Origin of the sequence: Caballeronia sp. EK (assembly GCF_014384845.1) — a bacterium.
In the GTDB taxonomy this organism is placed as follows: Bacteria; Pseudomonadota; Gammaproteobacteria; order Burkholderiales; family Burkholderiaceae; genus Caballeronia; species Caballeronia jiangsuensis.
Window position 1 is genome coordinate 1 of the sequence record NZ_JACSUE010000021.1, and the last position, 25,081, is coordinate 25,081.

Here is a 25,081-nt window from a genome sequence, read left to right on the forward strand (position 1 = left end):
GAAGGGTGAACACGTTCCACTTCACCGCATGGGAAGCCTGCTTTTTGCTTCGAGTCTGGCCAAGAATCTTCGAAAACGACATTAGTAGAGTGCACTTCGCGACATCAGTGGGGTAACGGCACAACGCGTTTCATGCGTTCTATCGCGAGCTCGTGCAGGCTCTGTTCGATGCCGGTGTATCGCGTAACGTGTATTGCGTGAATGTCGATGCGGTGATCGCGGCGCTCTTGCTGAAGATGCTGTGGCAACCGTTGCGCCGCGGCGATCTGGCGGAGTCCGATTTGGAAACTGCCGCGTTCACGATCTTCCTCTATCCACGTATGCTCGGCTGCGCGGCGGAAATTGACGATCACCTGAACCGCGGACGCAATATGGACACGCGCACGCCCGCTTCCCAGTGCCGCTTCGTTGCCTAATCTTAAAAACCAGCAGCGATGCGTACACTGATAAACAGCACGCATCAATCGTTTCGAAAATAGCACTTATCGTTTCGCACTGTTCGGGCGAGTATTCGACAAACAATAAATCGCCTGAACACCGCAAGTTCAAAATTTCTGGAGACACGTCGATGCATCCCTCCTCAACCCCCCAGGCCCCCGGGCAATCGAAGGCATCCGCCGTACTACGCGTGACGGCGGGTAACTTCCTGGAGCAGTTCGACTTCTTTCTGTTTGGCTTCTATGCTACGCAGATTGCCGCGGTGTTCTTCCCGGCGGCGAGCGAGTTTGCTTCCCTGATGATGACGTTCGCGGTGTTCGGCGCCGGCTTCCTGATGCGGCCGCTGGGCGCGATCATCCTCGGCGCGTATATCGATGATGTTGGCCGGCGCAAGGGCCTGATCGTCACCCTGTCGATCATGGCGAGCGGCACCATCCTGATCGCGTTCGTTCCCGGCTACGCGACGATCGGACTCTTCGCGCCGTTGCTGGTTCTGATCGGCCGCTTGCTGCAGGGCTTCTCGGCGGGTGCGGAACTGGGCGGCGTATCGGTCTATCTCGCCGAGATGGCGACGCCCGGACGCAAGGGCTTTTTCACGAGCTGGCAATCCGCCAGCCAGCAAGTGGCGATCGTGGTGGCCGCGGCACTCGGCTTCGCGCTAAATCAATGGCTCGACACGGCGGCGATCGCCGCGTGGGGATGGCGTGTGCCGTTCTTCGTCGGCTGCATGATCGTGCCTTTTATCTTCATTCTTCGGCGCAATCTCGAGGAAACGCGGGAATTCAAGCAGCGTCAGCATCGTCCGAGCATGAAAGAAGTTTTTGCCACGCTCGTGCAGAACTGGACCGTCGTGATCGCCGGCGTGCTGCTGGTCGCAATGACCACCACGAGCTTCTACCTGATCACGGTCTATGCGCCGACCTTCGGCAAGACCGTTCTGCATCTGAGCACCGCCGACAGTCTGCTCGTCACGCTGTGCGTGGGCATCTCCAACTTCATCTGGCTGCCGATTGGCGGAGCACTGTCAGACCGTATCGGACGCCGTCCGCTTCTTCTTGGAATGACAATCCTCGCAATCGCGACCGCCTACCCGGCGCTTTCGCTCCTCGCGCACGCGCCGAGCTTCATCAATATGCTGCTCGTGCTGTTGTGGCTCTCGTTCATGTACGGCATGTACAACGGCGCGATGGTCGTCGCGCTCACTGAAGTGATGCCGGTCGAAGTGCGTGTCGCCGGATTTTCGCTGGCTTACAGCCTTGCGACGGCGGTATTCGGTGGATTCACGCCGGTTATCTCGACGGCGCTCATTCATATGACGGGCGACAAGGCCGCGCCGGGCTACTGGATGAGCTTCGCCGCGGTGTGCGGGCTCGGTGCGACACTGGCACTGTATCGGCGCCGTTCCGTTCCGCTGCATGCGGCGTCCTGAAACAACGCATCCGTTCGAACATGAAATCGATTCTTCTGAAATTGTGTACCACCGCGCTCGTCGGCAGCGCGGCCGTCGCGCCGAATGTCCAGGCCGCCGATCTGCATGTGATGAGTTCGGGCGGCTTCACCGCGGCGTACAAGCTGCTCGGCCCGAAGTTCGCGGCATCGACGGGCAATACGCTCGATACCGCGCTCGGCCCGTCGATGGGCAAGTCGCCGGAAGCCATTCCGAACCGTCTTCAGCGCGGCGAGCCTGCCGACGTGGTGATCATGGTCGGCTACGCGCTCGACGACCTGATCAAGCAGGGCAAGGTGATTCCCGATTCCCCCGTCGAGCTCGCGGATTCTCGCATCGGCATGGTGGTGCGCGACGGCGCGCCCAAGCCCGACATCGGGTCCGAAGCCGCGCTCAAGGAAACCTTGCTGCATGCCCGGTCGATCGCGTACTCGGATAGCGCGAGCGGCGTCTATATCGAGCGCGAATTGTTCAAGCGGCTCGGCATCGAGGAACAGGTGAAGACCAAGGCGAAGATGATCCCGAAGATTCCGGTGGCGTCCGTGGTTGCAACGGGCGACTACGAAGTGGGCTTTCAGCAGGTGAGCGAGCTGCTGCCGGTGAAGGGCGCAGCGTACGTCGGCAAGATTCCGGAATCGATGCAGTCCGTCACGCGCTTCGCGGCGGGAATACCGGTCGGCGCACAGCATCCGAAAGAAGCGAAGGCGCTGCTCGACTATCTCGCGTCGCCTGCCGTGCAGCCGGAAGTGACATCGACAGGGCTCGATTCCGTCGCCGCGCATTGAGGCGAGCGCAATGATTCAGCCCGGCAGGTCGGCGGGCTGATCGAAGGCTTCCTCGGGCTCGTGCGCGAGGCTCAATGCTTCTTTCAGGCGCGCCCGATCGCAGGCGCGCTCCCACATCGATACGAAGATCACCGCGCAGGCATTGCTGATCACGCTGGTCAGCGCGCGCGCCTCCGACATGAAGCGATCGATGCCGACCAGCAGCGCGACGCCCGCCAGCGGCAGATCGGGAATGACGGCGAGCGTCGCGACGAGGGCAACGAGTCCGCTGCCCGATACGCCCGCCGCGCCCTTCGACGTGAGCAGCATGACCGCGAGCATCGTCGCGATCTGGCCGGCGGAGAGATGTACGTCGCACGCCTGAGCGATGAACATCGAAGCGAGCGTCAGGTAGATTGCCGTGCCGTCGAGGTTGAACGAATAGCCGGCGGGCAGCACGAGACCGACGATCCCTTTGTCGCAGCCCAGCGCTTCGAGTTTGACGATGAGGCGCGGTAAGACAGGTTCCGTCGATGACGTCGCGAGCACGATGATGAGTTCCTCGCGAGTGTAGCGCAGCAGCCGCCAGAGCGAGAAGCCATGCAGGCGCGCGAGCGGACCGAGCACGCAGACGACGAACAGCAGGCACGCCGCATAGAACGACACCATCAGCATGCCGAGCGAGCCAATCGAGCGAATGCCGAAACGGCCTACCGTGAACGCCATCGCGCCGAATGCGCCGGCGGGCGCAAGCCGCATGATCAGCGCGAGGATGCGGAACAGCACGTGCGCGATACCATCGATGAAATCCTGTACCCGCTGCCCGGCGCTTCGGCCGGCGTTCAATGCGAAGCCGAACAGCAGGGCGAGCAGCAGGACCGGCAGCACTTCGCCTTTCTCGAACGCGCCGGCGAGCGTCTCCGGAATCACATGCAGCGCGAATTCGACGAATCCGTGCGACTGCGTGCGCATCGAATACTGGGCGAGGACGGCCGTGTCCAGATGACGTGCGTCGATGTGGAGTCCCGCGCCCGGGTGCATCGCGAAAGCGGTCGCGAGCCCGAGGACGAGCGCGACGATGGTGAGGAAGTAGAACAGCGCCAGCGCTTTCAAAATAGTGCGGCCGATCTTCGAGCCGCTTGAAAGCGAGGTAATGCCGGTGATGATCGTGCAGAAAACGATAGGCGCGATCATCATGCGCACCAGCGCGACGAACGCATCGCTGAGCGGCTTGAGCGACGTGCCGACCTGTGGCCAAAAGTGTCCGACGGTCATGCCGAGCGCCATGCCGAGCAGGACCTGGACGTAGAGCAGATTGAAAGGCCTCGGCAGTGTCATTTCGGGGTCTTCTTCGCCGCACCGGCCATGCCGCTGCGTTTCGCGTCGAGGATCGTCTGATAGAACTGCTGCGCGGCCGGCGCGAGAGGACGCCCCCTGCGCCGGACGATGCCGACTCGCCTCGTCACGACCGGATCGACGAGCGGCACGCTGGTCAGGATCGGATGATCGCGCATGGGCATCGCCATCGAAGGCACGGCGGCCACGCCGAGTCCCGCTTCAATCAGGCCGAGCATGGTGGTGACATGCCGCGTCTCGCAGACGCTCGGCATTGTCGGCGCCGCGGTCGTCAACGCCTGATCGAGCAGCAGGCGGTTGCCGGATGTCTTGTCGACGGAAACGTATTCGTGTTCGTATAACTCGCTCCACGACACACGCGTTTTCTTGGCAAGCGGATGATCGCGGCGGCACGCTGCGACGAACCGTTCCTGCAGCAAAACCTTGAACTCGACCTCGGTCTCCTGGCTGCCCATGAAGCTCACACCGAAATCGGCTTCACCGCTGATGACCGAGCCGAGCACTTCGTTCGCGCTCGAGTCGAGCAGCTTGACCCGGATGCGCGGATAGCGGGCGTGATAGGCAGCGACGACGCTCGGCAGGAAATAGTAGGCAACCGACGGCACGCACGCGATGGTCACGTGGCCCAGGCGGCTGGTGGAGACATCGCGGATGCCGAGCAACGCGACATCGAGGTCGTCGAGAAGTTGTTCCGCGCTTGGAGCGAACACGCGGCCTACGGTCGTGAGCGTGACACTGCGGGTGGTTCGCTCGAAGAGCCGCACGCCGAGCGCTGCTTCGAGCTTCTCGATGCGCCGGCTCAGCGCCGGCTGCGAGATGTTGACCGCGTCCGCTGCCTTGCGGAAGCTGCCCAACTCCACGACGGCTCGAAACGCCTGCAAATCGTTCAGATCGAAGTTGACGCCCACGAGCCGTTCTCCGCTTTTCAGATGCGGGTATTTTGCATGAAGTGGTATTCTGTGCCCATCAAGCGACGCTCGGTGAACTTAGCCTGCCATCCCTGAAGAACTTCCGCGTATTGTGTCAGCGCTGGCGGCAAAGACTGTCTTGTCTTGTGGCTAAACCGAGCGCGGCGCCAGTCTACGCTCCTGTCCAAGAACCGGAACCTCGTCCAACACTCTTTGAGCATGGTTCGATACCTTGAAGATTGAATCCAAGGCTGACTTGCGGCGGCCGACGATCTTTCCAGGAAGAGCGCGGGCGACACGGTCAGGCGGCGCGACGGCCCACGCGCCAACAAGTTGACATAGGTAACATGACCATTCGAATCCGAATCATATCCTGCGGACGCAATCGGATTGAGGTGCTAGTGGTCTTCCGAGAGATCGTTAAGCAAGTTGGAGAAGAAAGAGAGGTCTTTGATTTTCCCCTAGCAACAGCTAATCGGTGAGACGACGGCCTGTCCAACGCGCTCGCAGCCTTTGCGGCTGCGGCTCATATGGGTGGGATATGCCGGCGACGGTTGATGAGCAAAAAACGCATCTTTTTCGGAGTTCGGCTACCACAGACGACCCTCCGCGCTCGAAGTCGAAGCAGCCGGTCACGATCGGTTGATGAAACAAACTGCGTGGCGCGTAGGCCGTTCGGCTGCGTGGGGATCGTTCAATCAGCGAGCATGCGAACTGTATTGAGGCGCGCGGCGAGCGCCGCGCGACCTCTTTGAGTCAATCAATGGGTGAGCGCGGGTCCTCACCGAAATAAATTCTTCGTCGCGCCTGCACTGCCGATAAGCAAACCTAGCAAAAAGCTCGAGACCGCAACGATGCCCAGCACGGCGAGCGGATTTTCGCCCGTCTGATCTCGAACCATATCGACCGTGCGGCCCGCGAACTCTTGGGTGGTCCCGGCTACTTGCCCGACCCTACCTTTGATTTGGTTCATCGCGTCGCCGGCACCGCTGCCAATGGCCTCCTGTGCCTTGCCTGTCGCCTCTTTCAACATTCCTTTCGCCTCGGTCGTGTCCATTTCCAGTCTCCCAAAGGTCGTTAGCTCAGCGAGGTATGCCACGCAACCGCCATACCTACGAATCGCACGCGACTTCGGTCAACTCGTTCTGCCCGGCGAAGCGCGCCAGCGCCGACGCTGCCAATTTGGTGTAACGTAGATCCCAAATGGCAGGAAGTGCTATGACCGTCATCGGCAAAATTTCGGCGGATTCGTTGTTGGGCGGACGCTCGGGTTTGCGCCGCGCACCTCGGTCGGGCCTCGAATGGGTGGATATCGTCCGTCACGGCATCTCCTCCCAGGCGCTCGACTCAATGCTCAAATCCATCGCGATTTCGCAGTCAGAACTGGCGCAGGCGCTCGATATTCCCGAGCGGACCTTGGCGCGGCGCAAGCGCGAAGGCGTTTTCAGCCGCGAGGAGTCGGCCAAGTTACTACGACTCGCGCGTGTCGCGGCGCGCGCGGCGGAAGTATTCGAAGATCTCGATCTGGCGATCGGGTGGCTCAAGGTGCCGGCAGCGGCGCTAGGCGATGCTACTCCGCTCAGTCTTCTCGATACAGACATTGGTGCCGATAGCGTGATGGATACGCTCGGGCGCATCGAGCATGGTGTTTTTGCATGACCTTGATGGCATGGCGGGTAGTGACAGAGCGGTATGCTGATAGCGCCTTTTCCGGCGAAGGTGCGCGCCGCTATGGTGGGCGGTGGAACCCGAAAGGGGGGGCGCTCGTATATACAGCACAGACACAATCGCTTGCGCTCCTCGAGATGCTCGTGCAGGACTCACCGCTGCGGGCTCGGTATGTGATGATCCCGGCGCGAATTCCTGAGACCCTGATCGAGCGGGTCGATGCTGCGATTTTGCCGCCCGACTGGAGAGAGCCCATTGCACGGACCGAGTTGCAACAGATTGGTGCTATGTGGGCACAGAAGCGAACGAGCGCGGTGCTTGCGGTGCCGAGCGCGGTCGTCCCTGCCGACACTAACTATCTGCTCAACCCAAGGCATCCAAACTTCCCCCAAATCGCGCTCGGGGCGCGCGATGAATGGGAAACCGACCCGCGGTTGTTGCGGCGCGCCGCTCGAAACGACGTATGACAACTGTCGTTGCCGCGCAACCGGCATTTTGATTTTGGTAAACGGGCTTGAGGGGTGATGTCGCCATCCAGATTGTATCGTCGGCGAACCGACCCTTTTATTTGCGTCTGCGGCTGCCACGTGGTAGAAAATATTATGGCCCGACGGCGAAGACGTGGCTCTTTGGAGGCATCCGGTCCCAGCAGGGCGAGCTAACAAGCGACCGTCATGACCTGTATCCCAGACGGGAGGAGCTTGATTCTCGTTTGGGATAGCTCTACAATGGGAATTACAATATTCTCATTTGGGAGCCGTAAATTATGCGCTCGAGTCCACCGCCGGGGCGCCATATGCCCACGCGTCCAGCAGCGCCGCATGCAGCGAACTCATTGGTTGTCGCTGGTGAATCCGTCGCCCAGACCGACGATATTGAAACGTTTCTCATCCTTTTGGACCCTCTCGAGCAGCGTCGGCAGATCCGCGAAGGCATGGAAGCGGCGATCATTGAGCGCGTTGCGAAGGACTTGTTGCACGTGCCGGTGCAAACGCTGCTCGCGAATCTCAACCTGCCGAGTTCAACGATCCTGCGCAAAATGGCACGCGAGGAGCGCTTGTCGCCGGCCGAATCGGACCGCGTCGCGCGCGTGCTGTACGTGCGTCAACTCGCTGTCGAGGTGTTTGAGGATCCGGCGTTAGCTGCAGCATGGATGCAACGATCGAATGCGGAACTCGCGGGACTCAGCCCGCTTGAGGTCCTCGACTCCCAACCCGGCTACGATCGCGTGCGCGAGATTCTGCTGCGCGTCATTCACGGCGTGTCCGCATGAGGCTTTACCGCCTCGCGAAAGAACGGCGTGGCTATTACCGCGCTGATGATCTGAGCGGCAACGGTGCGGCGATCGCCGGCGGCCGATGGAACCCGCGCGGAATGCGTGTCCTTTACTCCTGTTGCCACGCGTCAACGGCACTACTTGAAGCGCTGGTGCACATGGCAGGGTTGTTGCCGGCTGGCGGCTATTTTCTCGTGACGCTGGAAGTGCCAGACGCCGTCTATGACGCCGCGTTCATACCTGTTCTACCGGAAGGCTGGGCAGATCTGACACGCGATCCCCCTGCAACTAGAGCGCTCGGCCGGCAATGGCTTGAGGCCGGTGAACAATTGGCGATGCGCGTTCCGTCCGTCGTCTGCCCGAGTGATTTCAATCTGCTCCTGAACCCCATGCATCCTGAGATGGCACGCGTCAAGGTCATAAGCGCAGAACCTTTTACGCTGGATCCGCGACTATTTGGTCAAGCGACGCGATGAGCCAGCCCGATATCAGATTTCTGACGGCCCCCTGAGAAAGTGGTGTTTACCATAGAAATTGATGGGCATCACTTGCTTGCGTATTGTGGTCAAAGAAGCCGTAGTTAACCGCATTCGTGCTCGTTTAGGATCACTACATCAAATGCGATAATTGTCTTCATGTAAGAATTCGAGCAACGAGCCTCCCAGTTACCAAGGGCGGATCGCATTTTTCGTGTAAGGCAGTGCTGCCCTCGGCTAACCGAGATTTCGGCGGGAAAGGTGCCTGGTTCATCGTCCCTGGGCAACAGCGTGAGACTTCTGAGCATCGCCATCCGATGCGCCGAGTGCGCAACCGTGCTTCTCCAATTACAAATCATAGAACGAATCCGTCTGCAAACCGCTCTCGAAGATGGTTAACGAACAGCGTTACAGCGCGAGGAACGTGCGAGGAGTACGGGCGCACGATGTAGAGTTGCTGAGCGAATGCTCCCGTCACTCGCCACTCAGGCAGCACGACGGCGAGCTTGCCAGCCTGCACCGCTGCCTGCGTAGTGAAATCGGGAACCAGCGCTATCCCGAGTCCTTCAAGTGCCGCGTCTCGGAGCGTCTCGCTATTATTGTCTGAGAATCACCCATTCACCGATAGCGTCACGCCAGAATCAGGTCCCTTTCGCGCCCCTTTGCGCTCAAATGACCAAGCTGGCTGCCCAGTTGTACGCGGATAGAACAGACAGTCATGGTGTGCAAGATCTTCCGGGGAATGCGGTGTACCGCGCTTGCGTAAGTACGCACGCGAGGCGACGAGCACGGAATATGTCGAGCACATTTTCCAGGCAACATGCGTTTCCGGCGCCTCAGAACTGTGACGGATGGCGAGATCAAATCCCTCTGCCGAAAGCGACGCGACTCTATCGGACACCTCAAGCTGAACACGAACTTCGGGATTGGCTGCAAGGAAGTCGGGAAGCTTCGGTACGAGTTGCTGACGTGCAAATGCGACTGGCGCGGTTACTCGTACAAGTCCGCGTGGCACGCCAGATAGCTCCCTCACCATGGCGAAGCTTGACGCGATCTGAGCATACTGGCTCCTCGTACTGTCCACGAGCTGCTGTCCAGCCTCTGTCAGGCGTACGCTACGTGTCGTTCGCTGCACTAATGATATTCATGCCGCTCGCTCAAGTTCGGCGATGCGGTGGCTCATTGCCGCTTTACTAACGCCAAGTCGGTTAGCCGCCGCTGTGTATGTTCCCTGCTCGGCAAGCATGGTCAGCCAATGCAGATGGATCTAGAGATCCTCGATGTTTTGTGCAGCCATACGGTGATTGTTCATTCCTCAAAACATTAATTTCAATAGTACCTCCTTTCGCTGCACATGAACCACTCCTACACTGACTTCACACTTAGGCCTCTGGAGACACTGCAATGCAAGCGTTTGAAGACACCAACGACGTCGGCCATTTCATTAACGGCGCGCGCGTCGCAGGCACGGGCTCGCGAACCCAGCAGATATTTAACCCCGCCACAGGCGCCCATGCTCGGAGACTTCTTCTGGGCGAAGCGGCAGAGGTGGAAGCTGCAGTCGCCAGTGCGCAGAAAGCCTTCCCCGCATGGAGCGACACGCCTCCGATCAAGCGTGCCCGCGTCATGCTTCGGTTCCTGGAGTTGATGAACAAGCACCGCGATGAACTTGCAGCCATCATCACCGCAGAACATGGCAAAGTTTTTTCCGATGCGCAGGGCGAAGTGTCGCGCGGCATCGATGTCATCGAGTTCGCTTGTGGGATTCCGCAGCTATTAAAGGGAGACTATACGGAACAGGTCTCAACGGGCATTGATAATTGGACGGTGCGCCAGGCTCTGGGCGTGGTAGCAGGCATCACACCTTTCAATTTCCCGTGTATGGTCCCGTGCTGGATGTATCCGGTCGCTATCGCGGCCGGCAACACGTTTATCCTTAAGCCGAGCGAGCGCGATCCGTCGGCGGCGCTCTTCATGGCGGACCTGCTCAAGAAGGCCGGGCTGCCCGACGGCGTTTTCAATGTCGTGCAGGGCGATAAAGCCGTTGTCGACGCACTCCTCGTCCACCCTGATGTAAGAGCGGTCAGCTTTGTCGGGTCGACCCCGATCGCCAACTACATCTATGAGACAGGTGCCAAGCACGGCAAGCGCGTCCAGGCGCTCGGCGGAGCCAAGAATCACTTGGTGGTAATGCCCGATGCAGACATCGAAAAGACGGTTGACGCCCTGATCGGTGCGGCATACGGCTCGGCCGGCGAGCGTTGCATGGCAATTTCGGTCGCACTCTTCGTGGGTGATGCCGCAGAAAAGGTAATGCCACTCCTCGAAGAACGCACGCGTACCTTGATCATCAAAAATGGCATGGAGCCGGATGCCGAGATGGGCCCGATCGTTACGCGACAGGCTCTCGAACGTATCGAGGGTTACATCGCGGAAGGCGTAAAGGAAGGCGCTACACTCGTCGTCGATGGCCGCGGCCTGAAGGTCTCCGGTCACGAAGACGGCTTCTTCACGGGTGGCACGCTGTTCGACAACGTCACGCCCGACATGCGCATCTATAAAGAAGAGATTTTCGGACCGGTGCTGGCGTGCGTTCGGGTCCGGGATTTCTCGGAGGCGGTTGAACTGATCAACGCACACGAGTTCGGAAACGGCGTTGCCTGTTTCACGAGCGATGGCCACGTCGCCCGCGAGTTTGGACGCCGAATTCAGGTGGGTATGGTTGGTATCAATGTACCGATTCCCGTGCCAATGGCATGGCACGGCTTCGGGGGGTGGAAGCGAAGCCTCTTTGGTGATACGCATGCATATGGTGAGGAGGGCGTACGCTTCTACACAAAGCAGAAATCCATCATGCAGCGTTGGTCAGAAAGCATCGAGAAGGGCGCAGAATTCGCGATGCCGACAGCGAAGTAAGATCAGCGCGCTCCTTTGTCACCAGTTCTCACGCGGCGCTGCTTGCGAATGGAAGATGCGCTGTGTGAGTCGGGCATCTCCGCATTCTCTCGCCCTTTAGCGCGACACAGCGCACAAATGGACAGCTCAAATTATCAGAACACCGAAGTCTTTTTTACGCAAATTCCCATTCCTTCAACACAAAGATGGAGACTTGGCTGCAATCACTCCGGACCTATGCGTATTGGGGCGAATTCGGTTACCGCGTTCGGGTGACTCCCAGGAAGGGGCCTCAAGGCATTTCAAGTGGTGTTTTATGCAGTTTCTGAATAGCGTAAGGGCACCGTTTGCCAAGATTACAACGCGGGCCGAAGACACGAATAACTGGCGGGTGGGAAGCAGGCGATTTGGTAATCGGCGATCGCGACTTGACTTTTGGCCAGTGGGATGTCAACTTACGCGGAAGATGCATGTATATGCATTCGTTTTTTGGCGAATCGGTGCGATCCGCCAAACCATCGAGGTGCCTGGCTAGGACCGACTTCATGTTCACTGACTGCTACTGTACTCAATTTCGGCGTTCGGCCAACAGGTTGACGAGCATCTACGATGCGGCCCTTCGTCCGGTTGGATTGAAAATCACTCAGTTCTCGCTTTTGCGGGCGCTCGAGCGTCTCGGAACGGCGACCTACGGCGAAATTGCCGAGGAGGCGGCCTTGGACCAAACGACGATCTCCCGGAACCTGAAAATTCTGATTAGCGCTGGCTGGGTTAGCGTCAGCGTTGATCCCGAACAAGACGCCCGATTTCGATTGGCTCGGTTGAGCAAAGAAGGGGTGAAGAAGCTGCGAAGCGCGGAACCGTACTGGAGTGTCGCTCAGCGTCGCGTGGAAGACGGCGTCCAAGGCTTCCTCAACGGCCCCGCAAATAAGCAACTTCTCGACGCGCTGGAGACGTTACAACGCGTCGCAATCAAGTAGGGAAGCCTCAGGGAATATCCCTAACCAAAGCAACTCGAGGAACGGTTTTTCGCGTATTGACTTGCATAGTGCGCCATATAACATGTAGCTACATGTACTTTGCGGTGCGTTTCGGCCGATGCAGGCGGGAAAATCCAGACTAATAGTTGTAGCTACAACATCTGACTCATTCCGACGAGGTAACAGCGTCGGAAGGATCACATTCGGTTAAACGTCCTTATCGGAGATTTGAAAAATGCCTACTTACATCGTATCAGCAACACAAAACCTCCTAACGCCTGATCACAAGAGAAAGGTTGCGAAGGAAATTACCCGTGCCCACAGCCAAGCAACAGGCGCGCAAAGTTTTTTTGCCCAAGTCACTTTTACTGAAATTCCAAGCGGCTCGCATTTTATGGGTGGAGTTCAAATCGACACGCCGCAAGTATTCGTTCATGGCCACATCCGTGCCGGTCGCACGGAAGAGCAAAAGCGGCGCTTGCTTGCGGATATCACGGAGTCGATCCACGTCGCAACGTCAATCGAGAAACGGTTTTTGTGGACCTATATTTCCGAGTTGCCGCCAACGAACATGGTGGAGTACGGGGAGGTTCTGCCGCAACCTGGCAAGGAAGCCGAGTGGCTTGAGTCGCTGCCTCCCGAGGTTCGCGATTACATGCTGAAGTTAAGCGCAGACCAATAACGCACCCAAACGACCCAAAAATTCTCGTAGGAGACGCCCTTGAATTCCTCAGCCCTTCCTCTGCAAGAGTCACATCGGATGACTTCCGACCAACGCAAGATCATATTTGCTTCGTCGCTTGGTACTGTCTTTGAGTGGTATGACTTTTACCTTTATGGTTCGCTTGCAACTGTGGTCGGAAAGCAGTTTTTCTCTGGAGTGAACGAAACGGCGGCGTTCATCTTCGCGTTGCTCGCATTTGCGGCGGGGTTTGCAGTACGTCCCTTTGGTGCGCTTGTGTTTGGGCGTCTTGGTGATCTTGTTGGCCGCAAGTACACGTTCCTTGTGACCATTCTGCTGATGGGTGCTTCGACGTTCCTGGTCGGCGTTTTGCCTTCGTACGCGAGTATCGGTATCACGGCCCCGGTAATGCTCATCGCGCTGCGGCTAGTTCAGGGGCTCGCACTCGGCGGGGAATATGGCGGAGCAGCGACCTACGTGGCCGAACATGCGCCGGCGAAGAAGCGAGGTGCTTACACAGCGTGGATTCAGACCACAGCAACGCTTGGGTTTTTTCTTTCGTTGCTGGTTATCCTTGGGACCCGTTTGATTGCAGGTGAGTCGGCCTTCGCCGACTGGGCATGGCGCATCCCGTTTGTATTCTCGATAGTCCTCGTGTCGATTTCGGTGTGGATTCGACTCACTCTCAGCGAATCGCCGGTCTTCCTTAGAATGAAGGCGGAGAATGCGACTTCGAAAGCGCCGATCAAAGAGGCGTTCGGTGAGTGGAAAAACGTGCGCCTCGTTCTGATTGCCTTGTTCGGCGTGGTTGCGGGTCAGGCGGTGATCTGGTATGCAGGCCAGTTCTATGCGCTCTTTTTCTTGACGCAGACGCTGAAGGTTAATCCAGTGACTGCGAATCTCCTGATCGCTGCGGCCCTATTAATTGGTACTCCTATGATCGTGTTGTTTGGTGCGCTTTCAGATCGAGTCGGCCGCAAGCCTGTCATCCTCAGCGGGTTTCTCTTGGCGATCGTACTGTACTTCCCGATCTTTCATGGACTGACCATGTTTGGAAATCCGACGCTGTATGCCGCGCAGGAGAAGTCGCCGGTGACGGTTGTCGCGGATCCTAGCACCTGTTCGTTTCAGTTCAATCCAGTCGGAACGTCGAGCTTTACAAACTCGTGCGATATCGCAAAGTCATTCCTAGCAAAATCGGGGGTGAACTATTCGAATCAAGTCGCTCCAGCTGGTTCGGTTGCCTATATAAAAGTTGGCGACGAGCGCATTGAAAGCGTAGATACTCCGAAACTGGACAAGACTCTAGGCGCCCAGAAAATCAAAGAGTTTGAAACCGAGCTTGGTTTTGTTATCAAGTCTGCCGGCTATCCGACTTCGTCTGACCCGAAACTCATCAATTATCCGATGGTGCTGTTGCTTCTCGTTGGGCTGGTTCTAACTGTTGCAATGGTTTATGGTCCAATCGCTGCGACACTGGTCGAACTGTTCCCTACGCGTATCCGCTATACGGCGATGTCGCTGCCGTATCACATCGGAAACGGCTGGTTTGGAGGCTTTCTGCCGACGACTGCGTTCGCACTGGTGGCCGCAACTGGAAATATCTATGCCGGCGTGTGGTATCCGGTTGTGATCGCAGCCATCTCTCTGGTGATAGGATTTTTCTTCCTGCCGGAAACCCGCTTGCGCACCATCGATGACTAAATCGTCACATCGGTGAATAGTGCTCTGCGCTCAATGAAGGACGCAGCGTTCGATTGGTTACCGTATATAGGCTACCGCGCACACCAGAGTGGTGTGCGCAGATAGCCGATGTTCAAAGTTCGCCAGTTAGAAACTGTGCGACTCCATGACCAAAGCTCCAGTCTTCATCGGAATTGGTAACGAACGACACAACAACATCGCTCGGTTCGATGCCGCAGTATTCCTGGAGCAGACGGGTGAGCATCCTGTAGAAATTCTGCTTTGCTGCCTGGAGTCGAGGCCGGCTGATCACAGTCATCATGATCATGTTGTTCGTACGGGTGATACCAAGGCCTGTGTCTTCGATGATCAGGTGCGATGCACGATGTTCGTAGACGACTTGATAACGGTCACCTTCAGGCACCTGAAACGAGTCGACAACGGCGCGGTGGGCTGCGTCGAGCATCGATGTTATTTGAGAAGTACTACGACCTTCAAGAATGTCGAATTTGACGAGAGGCATGGTTTTCTCCTGATAGAAATGTGAGGTCGATGAATCTGCTGACCGGTGAATCCAGTGTATTTCTATCGATTCACTAATTAAATAGCGCGTGCGATAAATCATTGTTCAAGAAAATGAACAATGATTGTGCGGACGCCATTGAGTGTTGTGAGAGCGATCCCGCGAACGAAATGTCTCCGGGATACGGATTCCCTACTGCGCAGTACGACATGTTCGATTTCTTTGCATCTAGGTCATTGAGGATAACGCTGTCGCCACGCGCCACCGTTATCACCGTATTGATTTGTCTAGGCGCGAGGGGGGCGGTTACGTCAACGACGTCGAAATTTGAGTTAGCGATGTATTGAGCAGGGTTAGGACGGTGCTGAATGGGCTGAGTCAGGTGTTGCTTTCGAGCAATACGCCGCTCCGTACGTTTTGGCATAACTGATGATATTGAGCCGAAAACTTCGAAGCTATTTTCTGAGAGCCTAATGTCGCTATGCGGCAAATCGAACTGAGGGGCGAATGTCAATCGCATTTGGCAGGGCAAGGCCGTTATGGCTTGCCACGATTACTATTTTTGCCGTGACGGGGTGCGCCAACACTGGCGGCCTTCAAAGCAACAACAGAGAGGGCGCTTCGGGACAAAGCGACCCAATATCTTTGAAAGCACATTCGCCAATCCCGATCCCTGTGCGAACAGCAGCCGGAACACCGGTATTGCTGTAGGCGTTGGCCTTGGCGCGATTCTCGGCGCAGTCATCGCTCCCAACAATAAAGTGGCGGCAGCGGCAATCGCGGCGACGGCGGGCGGTATCGCCGGCGGACTGGTCGGCCACGCCGTCGACAGCCGGCGCTGTGCGCTTTCCAAGATTGCAGCTAAGCATGACCTCATCTACACGGCCGCGCCGCTTGAAGTCCGGGCGGCAGACAAGATACGAGATGAACTTGTTGTAGTCGCCGCAGAGCGTGCGTTCCGAATCGGTCCATCCGCCCTACGGGCAAGACCGAACAAATCGGACGCTCGTCGTCCGTAGCCGCAAGCAGTGGAAGCAAGACAAGACCCAGGAGCGCTTCTCAAGCCGCAAGGTCAAGCTCGATGATGACCAGTCGCTCGATCATCGCTGTGGCGTCGACTTGGATGCGCTGGAGCAATCTCAACGCCGAGCAGACGCGTGAAGCAATGGGCATGAGCCAGAGCGCCGATGCCGGCAATCCGTTCGCCACGGCCGATGCAGTCCCTGCGGAACTCATGTCTAGCCAGAAGGCTGCCGATGACCGGGCGCGCGCGGAAGAGTCGTCGTCGACGCGCAGCGAAGGCGCCGCCGCGTTCATCACGCTCGCAGTGATTCTTGTGGTGACGCAGATCGTTGGGATCTTCGGCGGTTTCACCTGGGGATTCGGCGGCCGCGAGAGCCGCGCCGCGTGGAAGACGACGAAGGGCTTAACCACGTTTGAGGACCACAACAACTACTTCGCACCGCTGCGCGCGATCACGCAGTCGCAACTTGAAAATCTTCAGAAGATATTTCCCGTAGCCGTTCATCGACGCGGGGGTAGGCACGGCCGCAGGAGTGCCCATGTATGTTGGAGTTCAGCGATCGAAGACCCTCATCGCGGTGGCCAGATGCAGATTAGTCTCGGCCGGATTTCTCGCGCAAAACGACAAACGTCCTACGGCCACGTCGTCGCAGCGCACCCTGAGCGTCTGTAGGTTGATTGCGTGCGGTTCAGTGCGGGCCGACGGCAACCGAGTGTGGTGACGTGTCATAGATGTCTGAATAAGTCTACTACGTGGTAGTTCGACGCAACGGACGTGCTGCCGATGTCGAAGCGTTCCGTCGGCGCCGAAAAACTTCGATACGAAGCGTCCTGCGAAAAGTTGACAAAATTTATGTCAAGTTTGGTTGGATCTAGCGCAACGCCCTACTGGACCTGACGACGCGGACCACGTGCAATCCGCAAATTATTGTTTTACAATAAATTCTATTGCGAATAATAATTGAGGCCACATCATGGTCACCGAGACTCGCACACTGACGGCGCAGGTGCCGATTGAGCTGGCTCAGGAAGTGGATGCCCTGTCTGAGTTGCTCGAGCGGCCTCGTCAATGGATCGTCAAGAAAGCATTAGTTCAGTTTCTTGCGCGCGAAGCGGAGAAACGTCGCTTGATTCAGGAAGGTTTAGACGACGTAAGTGCCGGACGAATGATCTCAATGGAACAAGCGCGCGCTTGGGTCAACAGCCTCGGAACGGACGAAGAACAGCCGGTGCCCAAAGCGTGACCGTTAAAGTACTTCCAACGAGCAAAGCGATGTCCGACTTGGCGCTGATCGCTGAACACGTGAAGAAATTCAATGATGGCGCGACGGCGCGTCGGGTCGTCAACACGCTGTTCGACGAAGCGGAGCGCCTAGGACAAGATCATTTCCATCGTCTCGGGGAAGAGCTTGACGGTTATGACGGGCCACCGGCGCGAGAAGTGCACCGCTGGGTCTGCCTCACAGGTCGGTACGAGTTACATTACGAAGTCCTACCCGCTTACGCTGAAGAACCGACCACGATCGCCATTTTGCGCGTGTGGGACACTCGCCAAGACCGATAACGACTGGGCAGCATCGCGTCCACACGAGAACCCCCTTCGCCCGCAGCCCTAGACGAGCAGCCGATCAATGGTCAATATTCGCGAAGCGCGCAAATCTCCCAATAAGCAGCAAATGGCAATGCCAGAATTTGCATAGGACATAGCTATACGTAAACGGCCCGGAAATAGATTGGTGTCAAATACATAGGATAGCTACATGTAAGTCCGTTCACCGCGACAAGGTCGTTGCTCGGCTAGGGCCAAGAAAAGAGCCATGCAACTTTGCCCAATTGGCTGAGTGAGTCGTGACAAAACAGACTCGCCGATTACCGTTCCGAGCGCCTCGAACAGCAGACAGGCGGGCGGGGAAAGGCTCAACTTGGCAATGACGGCACCCCAGAATCTCCAGGTAGGATTGTCTCGTGAGCAGGGCCGACGTGAAAAGCGGCAAGCGCGACGGCTTCATACTCACCGAATTCTTCATGCCTCGCAAGACGGTCATTGAGCTGGCCACCAGGCACGCGCGTTTGGACTAAAACCTACCATTCCGGCTCACGAACTCCTCGACCCGCCGCGCCAGTCACGATACGGACATGGCGTCCGGATAGTTGGCATCCGAACCGCCGGTTTCACCTGCGCCAGGAGAACGAGGCGTGTGCGCTTCAATGTCGGCGACCGAGGCGCAGACCAGACCAGCGATCTTGTAATGCACCATATGTCCGGCATCCACTTCGACATCGAGCGTGCTGTTTGGCAAGACGCCATGCAAGCGCGCTGAGTGCGATTCCGGATCGACGATCTTGTCGCCCGCGCCAGCGAAGATCCGCACAGGCATCTCGATCGATGGATAGTGAGCGCGCAGGCGCGCCGCGGCGGAAATCATAAACGCCGCGTCCTCAGAAGTCGCACGAGTCTGGCTGGGGCGCAGCAGCATCTCGGCAGGCATAGCCTCGAAGAATTCATCGGGCATGGACGCGGGCGCGAACATCGCCTCTACGGTTCGCTTTATCAGCAGGCGGCCTGTGAAGGGTGAAACCGTGTATCTGAGAACATCGCCGAGCACGGGCACGGCCACTGGCGCGATCATGGCTACATCCAAACGCGCCGAAGGAAAATAGTATCCGGAAATGAGCACCAGTCCGCGCACCTGGTCGGGAAAATCGACTGCTAGAGAAAGCGCAACCAGCGTCCCCCATGAATGCCCGACGATGACTGGCTTATCGACGCCCAGCAGTTGAAGCGCACCCTGTAACAAGGCTGCCTGGGCTTGCGCCGTCCAAAGACGTTTGCGCGGACGATCGCTATAACCGAAGCCCGGACGATCGAACGAGATCACGCGATGACCTTCTGCCAGCATGGCGGTCACGCCGCTCGCTTCGAAATCCTGAAGCAATACGGTATTGCCGTGCAGGAGCACCACGCATGGGCCAGTACCCGTGTCGGTGTAATGCAGACGAACGCCATTGACGTCGATGAATCGCCCGAGCGGTGGATTGGAGCGCTCAACTTGCTTCGCCTTGTGGCGGTTCCAGCAAGCAGCAGCTGCTGCCGCTGTGGCGACTAGGGCGAGGACGCCTGTTGTGGGTGACACAGCTTTAGGTTTGCGGAGAATACTGGGCATGAGTGGCTCGATCAAAATCAGAAGGGGACGTCGATGGAGCAGACGTGTCAGAAAGGGTGAAGTGATCTGTTCGATCAGTCTTTCGGCTAATCGAAGAATAAAGCGGCTTGTTGTTGGCCGACGCTCGTGGACTTAGATGGAACGGTGTGGCGTGGCTTCGGATTAAGGAGCAGCTCGCCGGCTTTTACGAGCTGTCCTAGCATATTCATCAAGCTGTCGACGCAATGGGCGTACCTAGCCACCCCAGGCTGTAGAGACAAAACTACGTGTCAGGCAACGCCAGGGGTAAATCGACCGCCGTTCACTCGAAGACCGAGGAAATGCGGTGAAAAGCACCCTCGCCGTGCCATGCTATTCCGACAAAAACTCGCTGTGCGGTCGAAGTTACGAGAAACGCTGGCCTGAACGGTCGGGCGCCGCGACTAGTACTATTCGAGAGAGAGACAACAAATGAAATTTTAACGAGGAGTACAAACTAATAAAAAAAGGCTACTTGACGGCAGGCGAGACTGCCGTATGATGGCGTTAATGGTGCAACGCAACAATAGTCATTTTACGCAATTCCCTCCTTCGCTCAAACGGGCGCGGGTAATCCGCAAAGCCGTCTTCGCCTGCTACGGACAAGGCTTCTTCGCCGAATTAGGCGTGTCTTTCATTGCGACTTAGGCCGGTGCCCGTCATCGACGCCCAACCCTTCACTCAGCCAGATGAGTTCTCCACGCTCACTTGGTCAACCGCGTTCTGCCTGCGCGGGCGTCATCACTCGAGATCCTCGCCATGAAAGACAAGATTGTGACCGCTGACGAAGCGATCGGATTGATTCGCGACGGCGATGCCGTTTGTTGCTCCGGCTTCGTCGGTATCGGCACACCGGACGAACTCATCATCGCGCTGGAACGCCGTTTTGCCAGAGCGGGCACGCCCCGCGATCTGACCTTGGTGTTCGCCGCCGCGCCGGGTGATGGCAAGGATCAGGGAATCAACCGGATTGCGTTGCCGGGGTTGATCAAGCGGGCGATCGGCGGACATTGGTCGCTGGTCCCGAAGCTCGCCCGGATGGCCACAGACGATCTGATCGAGGCCTACAACCTGCCTCTCGGCATCATGTCGCATCTCTACCGGGACATCGCTGCTCACCGGGCAGGCACGCTGACTCAGGTCGGCCTGGGCACTTTCGTCGATCCGCGCTACGGCGGCGGAAAGATCAATGCGTCCACAACCGAAGAGCTGGTCAGCACGATCGACATCGACGGCAAGATGTGGCTGCTCTATAAAGTGTTTCCGCTCCATGTTGCGCTGATTCGGGGGACGACGGCCGACCCCGAGGGCAACATTACGATGGAACGCGAAGCTCTCGTGCTCGATGCGCAGGCGGCAGCGATGGCTGCGCACAACTCGAACGGCCTGGTGATCGCGCAGGTTGAAGAGATCGTTGCGAGTGGGACGCTCGATCCGCGAGCGGTGGTGGTTCCAGGCATTCTGGTCGACCGTGTCGTGCTCGCACGTTCCGGCGCTCAGCCTCAGACCTACGGCACGGTGTACAACCCCGCGTTCTCGGCTCAGACAAAAGTCGCGGTGGGGGCCATGAAGAGTCCACCCCTTGACGAGCGAAAAGTGATCGCACGCCGATGCGCGTTCGAGTTGCCAATGGGCGGCGTGATCAACCTGGGCATCGGCGTTCCGGAAGTCGTTGCCGCTGTTGCGGCGGAGGAGCGCCTGCTGAGTCACCTGACCTTGACAGCGGAGCCGGGCGTCATCGGTGGCATGCCCCAGGGCGGACTGGATTTCGGCGCGGCGATCAATGTCGATGCGCTCCTGCATCAGAACCAGCAGTTCGACTTCTACGATGGAGGCGGCCTCGATCTCGCGTGCCTCGGCATGGCCGAAGTCGATCGTTGCGGCAACGTAAACGTCAGCCGTTTCGGGCCGCGACTGGCGGGCGCCGGCGGATTCATCAACATCAGTCAGAATGCCAGTTGCGTCGTATTCGCGGGAACCTTCACGGCGGGTGGTCTCGAAATACAGGTCGAGGACGGACGTCTTGCGATCATCACGGAAGGCACGACGAGAAAATTCGTCGAATCCGTCGAGCAGATTACGTTCAACGGAACGCTTGCTGCCGAACGCGGGCAGTCCGTGCTCTATGTGACCGAGCGGTGTGTCTTTCGGCGCGTGCCTGAAGGTCTCGAGCTGACAGAAATTGCACCGGGCATCGATCTGGAGCGCGACGTGCTCGCGCATATGGACTTCATGCCGATCATGCGTGACGTGCGCTTGATGGACGCGGACATCTTCTTGCCGCCAATACTGAACCTATCGTCGATCCTGTTCGAACGTCAATTACGCGACCGCCTCAGCTACGACGCCGAACGAAACACCCTGTTTGCGAACTTCGAAGGCATCGGCATTCGCTCGACGGACGACATCGAAAGCGTACGCCGCGTGATGCAAGCGCTCTGTGAATACATCGGCCGCAAGGTGTCGCTGATCGTCAACTACGACGGCTGCCGGCTCGACGGCCCGATCGCCGAGGCGTACTTCGCGATGGCGAGGCGATTGCAGTCCCGCTATTACTGCTCGGCCACGCGGTTCACGGCCAGTGCGTTCATGCGCATGAAGCTGGGCGCGGCATTCAGTGGGCGGGGCGACGCATCGCGGATTTTCAGGACGCAGGCGGAAGCGAGCGCGTTTGTTGTCAGCCAGCGCGGGGATGTCGCTCGAGAGCAGATCGACGACGCCGCACGATACATGCATGAATGAGCCGCTTCCGCGCAGCCGCTCCCATCCCCATACCCCGCAGTTCGAAGTCGCAAGGAGACTGCCGATGAAAGCTTCCGATCTTTTCGTGAAGGCGCTGGAAAACGAAGGCGTCAGGCGCATCTTCGCGGTGCCTGGTGAAGAAAATCTCGATGTCGTCGAGTCGTTGCGCGGTTCGAGCATTCAGCTCGTCGTGACGCGGCATGAGCAGTCGGCGGCCTTCATGGCGGCGACGCATGGACGTCTCACCGGAACGCCCGGCGTATGCATGGCGACACTCGGTCCCGGCGCGCTGAATCTCGTCACGGGCGCTGCGTATGCCAAGCTCGGCGCGATGCCGATGGTGTTGATCACAGGCCAGAAAGCGATCATGACCTCGAGGCAGGCGCGCTTTCAGATCGTCGACATTGTCGCGACGATGAAGCCGCTCACCAAAGCCTCGCGGCAGATCGTGAGCGGGGCGAGCATTCCGACTGTCGTGCGAGATGCCTTCCGGCTGGCCGCGGAGGAGCGTCCAGGTCCCGTGCATCTGGAATTGCCCGAGGACGTGGCCGCTGTCGAGGTGAACGACGATGTGACGATCGTTCCCTTGCATCCCGTCGAACTACCGGTGGCGCACGACGCCGCAATCGAACGCGCGGCTACACTGTTGATGCGATCGGAACGGCCGCTCGTGATGTTCGGCGCGGACAGCAACCGGCCGCGGCTCGCCGGGCAGTTGACTGACTTCATTCGACGCACGGGCATCCCGTTCTTCAATACGCAGATGGGCAAGGGCACGGTCGCGGCGATCGGCAGCGACGAAGCCACCGAACTCTGGATGGGCACGGCAGCGCTCAGCGAACGCGACTACCTGCACGAGGCGATCGACCAAGCCGACCTGATTCTTGCGATCGGCCACGACACCATTGAGAAACCGCCGTTCATCATGGGGCCGAAGGGGCCCAAGGTGATTCATGTCGGCTACACGCCGGCCAGCGTCGAGCAGGTCTTCTTCCCGCATGCCGAAGTCGTCGGTGATCTGGGCCTGAGCCTGTCACGTCTCGCCAGTCTGGTGCAAGGCCGGCTGCCGAATGCCGCTGCCCTGGCGCCGTTGCGCGAAGGGATCCTGAAACGCACGCTCGATCGCGCCGGCGAATCGCGCTTTCCCCTGACGCCGCAACGCATCGTGCACGACGTGCGCGAGGTCATGCCCGCCGAGGGTATCGTGGCGCTCGATAACGGCATGTACAAGATCTGGTTCGCGCGCTGTTATCGCACGCGCAGCGCCAACACGCTGTTGCTGGACAACGCGCTTGCGACGATGGGCGCGGGGCTGCCGTCGGCCATGATGGCCGCGCTCCTCTATCCCGGCCGCCGCGTGATGGCGGTATGCGGCGACGGCGGCTTCATGATGAACTCGCAGGAACTCGAGACCGCCGTCCGGTTGAAGCTGAACCTCGTCGTATTGATCATTCAGGACGACGCCTACGGCATGATCCGCTGGAAGCAGGCGGTCGACAGCTTCACCGATTGGGGTCTCACATTCGGCAATCCCGACTTCGTCAAGTATGCCGACGCCAATGGGGCAAAAGGACGACGCATCGAAGCGGCCGACGGGCTGGCCCCGGCGCTGGAGGCGGCGTTCGAGGAGGGCGGTGTCCAGCTCGTCATTGTCCCGGTCGATTATTCGGAGAACAGTCGCGTGCTTGTCGAAGAACTCAGAAACCGCGTCACGGAGATAGCGAAATGAAGATCAAGGCAGCAGTGCTGCAGGAAATGGGGGCGGCTACGCCCTATGCTGACACGCGCCCCTTGCGCATCGAAGAGATCGAACTGGCGCCCCCCGGCCGCGACGAAGTGCTGATCAAGATCGCGGCGGCAGGTCTGTGCCACTCCGACTTGTCCGTGATCAACGGCGACCGGCCGCGTCCCATGCCGATGGCGCTCGGGCATGAAGCCTCGGGCGTCGTCGAAGAACTGGGGGCGGGCGTCACGGACCTTCAGGTTGGGGATCACGTGGTCGTCGTGTTCGTGCCAAGCTGCGGCCATTGCGCGCCGTGCGCCGAAGGGCGACCGGCCTTGTGCGAACCGGGCGCGGCCGCGAACGGCGCCGGTACGCTGCTTTCCGGCGAGCGGCGTCTCACGCGCGGCGGCAAGGCACTCAACCATCACCTCGGATGTTCCGTATTTGCCGAGTATGCAACCGTGTCTCGCCGCTCGGTCGTGAAGATCGATCTCAGCGTTCCGCTCAACGAAGCCGCGCTCTTCGGATGCGCAGTGCTGACAGGCGTCGGTGCGGTCGTCAACACGGCGCAGGTGCGCGCGGGCGCATCGGTGGCCGTGATCGGGTTGGGCGGCGTCGGCCTGGCAGCGCTTCTCGGCGCGCACGCTGCGGGTGCACGGCAGATCATCGCAATCGATCTGTCGGATGCCAAGCTGGAGCAGGCACGCGCGTTGGGCGCGACGCACACGGTCAACGCCGGTCATGACAACGCGCTGGAGCAGATCCGCGAACTGAGCGCGGGCGGCGTCGAATTCGCTTTCGAATTTGCCGGTTCGATTCGCGCGCTGGACCTGGCGTACCGCATCACGCGTCGCGGCGGAATGACCGTCACGGCGGGTCTGCCACCCTCGACGGCCGTCTGGCCGCTTCCTGCGGTCAGTCTCGTCGCGGAAGAGCGGACGCTAAAGGGTAGCTATATCGGTACGTGCGTGCCGTCGCGCGACATTCCGCGCTATGTCGCCTTGTATGCGCAGGGCCGGTTGCCGGTGAACCAGCTGTTGACGGGGCGCCTGAGACTCGACGAGATTAATCGCGGCTTCGACCTGCTGCACGAGGGCACGGCGATTCGGCAGGTGGTGGTGTTCAATTGAGCGTCGGCCTTTGACGCTTGATCTTCGGCGCGCGCCCCGATCGTACGAGCACTTCCCCTGCACGCGAACGTGATATAGCTACGACTGAAACAGCTCTCCGTGCTTGGACGCGGTGGCCTTCACCAACTCGCCTGTGCCGAGTGGCGACCGGCGAAGGCGAAACGAACAGTAACCTGATTGCACGG

At 58.8% G+C, this 25,081-nt stretch carries 22 protein-coding genes and 2 pseudogenes; 18 read left to right on the forward strand and 6 right to left on the reverse strand.

All coding sequences use genetic code 11. The features are described from left to right. Positions 1–119 precede the first annotated feature (119 nt). The 3 genes and pseudogenes from IAG25_RS36100 to IAG25_RS36110 all read left to right on the forward strand — a co-directional run. A pseudogene (locus IAG25_RS36100) lies at positions 120–416 on the forward strand (CoA-binding protein); the annotation flags it as partial. A gap of 152 nt (positions 417–568) precedes the next feature. Further along, positions 569–1,867: an MFS transporter gene (locus IAG25_RS36105; RefSeq protein ID WP_187609132.1), complete on the forward strand. Its 1,299-nt coding sequence runs from the start codon at positions 569–571 to the stop codon at positions 1,865–1,867. Positions 1,868–1,887: 20 nt separating this feature from the next. Continuing rightward, on the forward strand, positions 1,888–2,670 hold the full coding sequence (locus IAG25_RS36110) for a substrate-binding domain-containing protein (RefSeq protein WP_187609133.1): 783 nt from the start codon (positions 1,888–1,890) through the stop codon (positions 2,668–2,670). 15 nt (positions 2,671–2,685) lie between these two features. Here the strand turns inward: IAG25_RS36110 and dctA are convergent, their stop codons facing one another. The 3 genes from dctA to IAG25_RS36125 all read right to left on the reverse strand — a co-directional run bounded on the left by dctA (position 2,686) and on the right by IAG25_RS36125 (position 5,970). After that, complete coding sequence (gene dctA, locus IAG25_RS36115; protein WP_187609134.1) at positions 2,686–3,987, reverse strand: C4-dicarboxylate transporter DctA; 1,302 nt, start codon at positions 3,985–3,987, stop codon at positions 2,686–2,688. After that, entirely contained in the window at positions 3,984–4,913 is a 930-nt protein-coding gene (locus IAG25_RS36120; RefSeq protein WP_187609135.1) for a LysR family transcriptional regulator, read from the reverse strand. The genes dctA and IAG25_RS36120 overlap by 4 nt, the downstream gene beginning before the upstream one ends. A gap of 781 nt (positions 4,914–5,694) precedes the next feature. After that, positions 5,695–5,970, reverse strand: a complete 276-nt coding sequence (locus IAG25_RS36125) for a CsbD family protein (protein WP_187609136.1) — start codon at positions 5,968–5,970, stop codon at positions 5,695–5,697. A gap of 161 nt (positions 5,971–6,131) precedes the next feature. Here IAG25_RS36125 and parS point away from each other — a divergent pair, with 161 nt between their 5' ends. The 4 genes from parS (at position 6,132) to IAG25_RS36145 (ending at position 8,333) form a co-directional block, all read left to right on the forward strand. Then, entirely contained in the window at positions 6,132–6,572 is a 441-nt protein-coding gene (gene parS, locus IAG25_RS36130; RefSeq protein WP_187609137.1) for a type II RES/Xre toxin-antitoxin system antitoxin, read from the forward strand. Then, positions 6,569–7,048, forward strand: a complete 480-nt coding sequence (locus IAG25_RS36135; RefSeq protein WP_255504211.1) for an RES family NAD+ phosphorylase — start codon at positions 6,569–6,571, stop codon at positions 7,046–7,048. The genes parS and IAG25_RS36135 overlap by 4 nt, the downstream gene beginning before the upstream one ends. 329 nt (positions 7,049–7,377) lie before the next feature. Next, a complete protein-coding gene (locus tag IAG25_RS36140; RefSeq protein ID WP_187609138.1) occupies positions 7,378–7,854 on the forward strand; it encodes an antitoxin Xre/MbcA/ParS toxin-binding domain-containing protein in 477 nt (158 codons plus the stop codon). After that, positions 7,851–8,333, forward strand: coding sequence for an RES family NAD+ phosphorylase (locus IAG25_RS36145; protein ID WP_187609139.1), 483 nt, complete (start codon positions 7,851–7,853; stop codon positions 8,331–8,333). The genes IAG25_RS36140 and IAG25_RS36145 overlap by 4 nt, the downstream gene beginning before the upstream one ends. Before the next feature lie 355 nt (positions 8,334–8,688). Here IAG25_RS36145 and IAG25_RS36150 read toward each other — a convergent pair. Beyond that, positions 8,689–9,600 (reverse strand): annotated as a pseudogene (locus IAG25_RS36150) (LysR family transcriptional regulator). Positions 9,601–9,737: 137 nt separating this feature from the next. Here IAG25_RS36150 and IAG25_RS36155 point away from each other — a divergent pair. The 4 genes from IAG25_RS36155 (at position 9,738) to IAG25_RS36170 (ending at position 14,594) form a co-directional block, all read left to right on the forward strand. Beyond that, on the forward strand, positions 9,738–11,249 hold the full coding sequence (locus IAG25_RS36155; RefSeq protein WP_187609140.1) for a CoA-acylating methylmalonate-semialdehyde dehydrogenase: 1,512 nt from the start codon (positions 9,738–9,740) through the stop codon (positions 11,247–11,249). A gap of 524 nt (positions 11,250–11,773) precedes the next feature. Beyond that, entirely contained in the window at positions 11,774–12,208 is a 435-nt protein-coding gene (locus tag IAG25_RS36160; RefSeq protein ID WP_187609141.1) for a MarR family winged helix-turn-helix transcriptional regulator, read from the forward strand. A gap of 235 nt (positions 12,209–12,443) precedes the next feature. Next, a complete protein-coding gene (locus IAG25_RS36165; protein WP_187609142.1) occupies positions 12,444–12,890 on the forward strand; it encodes a tautomerase family protein in 447 nt (148 codons plus the stop codon). Positions 12,891–12,968: 78 nt separating this feature from the next. Next, positions 12,969–14,594: an MFS transporter gene (locus IAG25_RS36170; protein WP_187609143.1), complete on the forward strand. Its 1,626-nt coding sequence runs from the start codon at positions 12,969–12,971 to the stop codon at positions 14,592–14,594. Between the two features lie 112 nt (positions 14,595–14,706). Here IAG25_RS36170 and IAG25_RS36175 read toward each other — a convergent pair whose 3' ends face one another. Then, entirely contained in the window at positions 14,707–15,096 is a 390-nt protein-coding gene (locus IAG25_RS36175; RefSeq protein ID WP_187609144.1) for a tautomerase family protein, read from the reverse strand. A gap of 539 nt (positions 15,097–15,635) precedes the next feature. On the opposite strand from IAG25_RS36175, the gene IAG25_RS36180 reads away from it, so the two are divergent. The 4 genes from IAG25_RS36180 (at position 15,636) to IAG25_RS36195 (ending at position 17,683) form a co-directional block, all read left to right on the forward strand. Further along, a complete protein-coding gene (locus tag IAG25_RS36180; RefSeq protein WP_187609145.1) occupies positions 15,636–16,115 on the forward strand; it encodes a glycine zipper domain-containing protein in 480 nt (159 codons plus the stop codon). A 62-nt stretch (positions 16,116–16,177) separates the two neighbouring features. After that, positions 16,178–16,792 (forward strand): hypothetical protein, encoded by a 615-nt coding sequence (locus IAG25_RS36185; RefSeq protein WP_187609146.1) that lies wholly within the window; start codon positions 16,178–16,180, stop codon positions 16,790–16,792. A 301-nt stretch (positions 16,793–17,093) separates the two neighbouring features. After that, complete coding sequence (locus IAG25_RS36190; RefSeq protein ID WP_187609147.1) at positions 17,094–17,363, forward strand: CopG family ribbon-helix-helix protein; 270 nt, start codon at positions 17,094–17,096, stop codon at positions 17,361–17,363. Next, the gene (locus IAG25_RS36195) at positions 17,360–17,683 is read left to right on the forward strand and encodes a type II toxin-antitoxin system RelE/ParE family toxin (protein WP_375336566.1); all 324 of its coding nucleotides are present in this window, start codon (positions 17,360–17,362) and stop codon (positions 17,681–17,683) included. Before IAG25_RS36190 ends, IAG25_RS36195 begins: the two co-directional genes overlap by 4 nt. Positions 17,684–18,242: 559 nt before the next feature. Here the strand turns inward: IAG25_RS36195 and IAG25_RS36200 are convergent. Continuing rightward, positions 18,243–19,283: an alpha/beta fold hydrolase gene (locus IAG25_RS36200; protein WP_187609149.1), complete on the reverse strand. Its 1,041-nt coding sequence runs from the start codon at positions 19,281–19,283 to the stop codon at positions 18,243–18,245. A gap of 777 nt (positions 19,284–20,060) precedes the next feature. Between IAG25_RS36200 and IAG25_RS36205 the strand changes: the two genes are divergently transcribed. The 3 genes from IAG25_RS36205 (at position 20,061) to IAG25_RS36215 (ending at position 24,896) form a co-directional block, all read left to right on the forward strand. Next, positions 20,061–22,043, forward strand: coding sequence for an acyl CoA:acetate/3-ketoacid CoA transferase (locus tag IAG25_RS36205; protein WP_187609150.1), 1,983 nt, complete (start codon positions 20,061–20,063; stop codon positions 22,041–22,043). A 64-nt stretch (positions 22,044–22,107) separates the two neighbouring features. Further along, a complete protein-coding gene (locus tag IAG25_RS36210) occupies positions 22,108–23,772 on the forward strand; it encodes an acetolactate synthase large subunit (RefSeq protein WP_187609151.1) in 1,665 nt (554 codons plus the stop codon). Then, positions 23,769–24,896, forward strand: a complete 1,128-nt coding sequence (locus IAG25_RS36215; protein ID WP_187609152.1) for a zinc-dependent alcohol dehydrogenase family protein — start codon at positions 23,769–23,771, stop codon at positions 24,894–24,896. Before IAG25_RS36210 ends, IAG25_RS36215 begins: the two co-directional genes overlap by 4 nt. Positions 24,897–25,081: the final 185 nt, after the last annotated feature.

Coding starts and splice junctions, on each gene's coding strand:
- IAG25_RS36105 (WP_187609132.1), top strand. CDS start 569: ATGCATCCCTCCTCAACCCCCCAGGCCCCCGGGCAATCGAAGGCATCC.
- IAG25_RS36110 (WP_187609133.1), top strand. CDS start 1,888: ATGAAATCGATTCTTCTGAAATTGTGTACCACCGCGCTCGTCGGCAGC.
- dctA (WP_187609134.1), bottom strand. CDS start 3,987: ATGACACTGCCGAGGCCTTTCAATCTGCTCTACGTCCAGGTCCTGCTC.
- IAG25_RS36125 (WP_187609136.1), bottom strand. CDS start 5,970: ATGGACACGACCGAGGCGAAAGGAATGTTGAAAGAGGCGACAGGCAAG.
- parS (WP_187609137.1), top strand. CDS start 6,132: ATGACCGTCATCGGCAAAATTTCGGCGGATTCGTTGTTGGGCGGACGC.
- IAG25_RS36135 (WP_255504211.1), top strand. CDS start 6,569: ATGACCTTGATGGCATGGCGGGTAGTGACAGAGCGGTATGCTGATAGC.
- IAG25_RS36140 (WP_187609138.1), top strand. CDS start 7,378: ATGCCCACGCGTCCAGCAGCGCCGCATGCAGCGAACTCATTGGTTGTC.
- IAG25_RS36145 (WP_187609139.1), top strand. CDS start 7,851: ATGAGGCTTTACCGCCTCGCGAAAGAACGGCGTGGCTATTACCGCGCT.
- IAG25_RS36155 (WP_187609140.1), top strand. CDS start 9,738: ATGCAAGCGTTTGAAGACACCAACGACGTCGGCCATTTCATTAACGGC.
- IAG25_RS36160 (WP_187609141.1), top strand. CDS start 11,774: ATGTTCACTGACTGCTACTGTACTCAATTTCGGCGTTCGGCCAACAGG.
- IAG25_RS36165 (WP_187609142.1), top strand. CDS start 12,444: ATGCCTACTTACATCGTATCAGCAACACAAAACCTCCTAACGCCTGAT.
- IAG25_RS36170 (WP_187609143.1), top strand. CDS start 12,969: ATGACTTCCGACCAACGCAAGATCATATTTGCTTCGTCGCTTGGTACT.
- IAG25_RS36175 (WP_187609144.1), bottom strand. CDS start 15,096: ATGCCTCTCGTCAAATTCGACATTCTTGAAGGTCGTAGTACTTCTCAA.
- IAG25_RS36180 (WP_187609145.1), top strand. CDS start 15,636: ATGGCTTGCCACGATTACTATTTTTGCCGTGACGGGGTGCGCCAACAC.
- IAG25_RS36185 (WP_187609146.1), top strand. CDS start 16,178: ATGATGACCAGTCGCTCGATCATCGCTGTGGCGTCGACTTGGATGCGC.
- IAG25_RS36190 (WP_187609147.1), top strand. CDS start 17,094: ATGGTCACCGAGACTCGCACACTGACGGCGCAGGTGCCGATTGAGCTG.
- IAG25_RS36200 (WP_187609149.1), bottom strand. CDS start 19,283: ATGCCCAGTATTCTCCGCAAACCTAAAGCTGTGTCACCCACAACAGGC.
- IAG25_RS36205 (WP_187609150.1), top strand. CDS start 20,061: ATGAAAGACAAGATTGTGACCGCTGACGAAGCGATCGGATTGATTCGC.
- IAG25_RS36210 (WP_187609151.1), top strand. CDS start 22,108: ATGAAAGCTTCCGATCTTTTCGTGAAGGCGCTGGAAAACGAAGGCGTC.
- IAG25_RS36215 (WP_187609152.1), top strand. CDS start 23,769: ATGAAGATCAAGGCAGCAGTGCTGCAGGAAATGGGGGCGGCTACGCCC.